The organism is Methylobacterium nigriterrae, assembly GCF_037106235.1.
Classification (GTDB): domain Bacteria; phylum Pseudomonadota; class Alphaproteobacteria; order Rhizobiales; family Beijerinckiaceae; genus Methylobacterium; species Methylobacterium nigriterrae.
In genome coordinates this window covers 1-1,593 of sequence record NZ_JBAWTG010000349.1, presented here as the reverse complement: position 1 = coordinate 1,593, position 1,593 = coordinate 1, and the positions used below count along the sequence as shown (strand labels likewise).

Here is a 1,593-nt window from a genome sequence, read left to right as displayed (position 1 = left end):
AGCGCCTCCACTCAGCCCTCGGGTACCGTACGCCTGAGCAGGCCGAGCAGCGCTGGGCAACGTAACCTCCGTGTCCACAAAAACGGGGGAGGATCAGATAGCCGAGCGGGCTGCGCTCGAAGAGCTGAAGCCCGAGCGCGGCTTCGAGGGCGGCGACCTTGCGTCCGACCGTCGCCTGATCGATCTGGAGCGCGCGGGCCGCCGCGCTGACCGTGCCCGCCCGTGCGACTGCCAGGAAGAACCGGAAGTCGTTCCAGTCGAGTGTCGAGACGTCGGCGACCGCGGTCAGCGGGCGATGCCTGGGGTCGACGAGCGGCAGGGTGGGCGGGAGCAGGTTCATCGCCTCACCCCTTCGGAAGATCCGCGGCGCGGAGCTCTGGAAGCTCGGGCTTGCGCAGGTCGGGCATCGTCAGCGCGAAGGCGAACGAGCGATCCTCCCAGAAGGGTTGATCGATCCAGCGGCGCTCGCGGTCCGCGGGAATGACCGGAAGGTCGATGCGGGAGGGATGCGCGGCGTCGCGATGGATGTGCTGCTCGGCGACCACGTAATCGGCCGAGGTCGCGCGCGCCAGGTCGACGAAGGCATTCGGATTGCGGTCGAAATAGGGGTAGTCGCTGCTCTCGATCACGACCCGGATGCCATGGCCCTTGGCGAAGACGTTGCTGGTGGCCATCATGTCGACGTCGTAGCTCTCGATCGCGCCGGGGGTGAGCGCGGTCGGCGCCGTGCGCGACGTCCGGTAGCGCGCCCGGACCGCGCCGCTGGTGAGATTGTAGGCGGTGCCGTCCGGAAACACGTCGATCAGCTTGACGTGCCAGTCCGTATCCGTCGCCGAGGAGCTGGCGAACAGTCTGAGCCGCACCGGTCCCGCGATCTCGACATCCTGGTCGAGCGGCGCGGTCGTGTAGACGAGCCGATCCTTTCGCCCTTCGTTGGGCCGCTGGTCGACGCAGCCGCCCAGCAACGCCTGGCCGCGCAGGGACGGCGTCGGGTCGGCGGGATCGTACCGGTAGCGGTCTTCGGCCTTGTCGTCGCGGGGCGGCTCGACCGAGAGAAGGCCGTCCCCGCGCAGATAGAACGCGGTCGTCCGGATGCCCTGCGGCGGCCAGGATTCCTCGGCCCGCCAGCGATTCGCGCCCATGACGTAGTGGATGACCTTGTGATCGAAGACCGGGTGCCGGACGCCGCGGCCCTGCTGGTCGAACCACGCGGCGGCGGCGGCCAAGTCGTTGAACTCGGAGCCCGGAAACTTGCGCAGCCCGGGCGTGGGGTCGAAAGCGTGCGTCCAGGGTCCGATGACGAGGCGCTGGCCGGCACGGGCCTCGGGCGTCGCGGCGTGCGCGGACAGCCCCATGTAGCTGTCGAGCGAGGAGTTGAGGAACAGGTCGAACCAGGAGACGAGGTGGAACAACGGCGTGGAGACCTTGCCGTAGCGTGAGCGCAGGTCGCTGGCGTCGTAGAAGGCCGGATCGTCCCGATGCGCGAGCCAGTCCTAGGCGCCGGACTCACAACCAGTAGCTGACGGTCGCAGCAAGGCAGACGGCAGCGAGGTAGTTCGTGGCCAAGCGGTCGTAACGGGTGGCGATACGGCG

At 68.7% G+C, this 1,593-nt stretch carries 1 protein-coding gene and 2 pseudogenes; all 3 read right to left on the bottom strand.

Translation table 11 applies throughout. The features are described 5' to 3' along the window. Nucleotides 1-340 (bottom strand): helix-turn-helix domain-containing protein (locus WDW90_RS36945; protein ID WP_336492695.1); only part of this gene is annotated, 340 nt, incomplete at its 3' end. Between the two features lie 4 nt (nucleotides 341-344). Further along, a pseudogene (locus tag WDW90_RS36940) lies at nucleotides 345-1,478 on the bottom strand (CocE/NonD family hydrolase); the annotation flags it as partial. A 28-nt stretch (nucleotides 1,479-1,506) separates the two neighbouring features. Then, nucleotides 1,507-1,593, bottom strand: a pseudogene (locus WDW90_RS36935) (IS5/IS1182 family transposase); the annotation flags it as partial.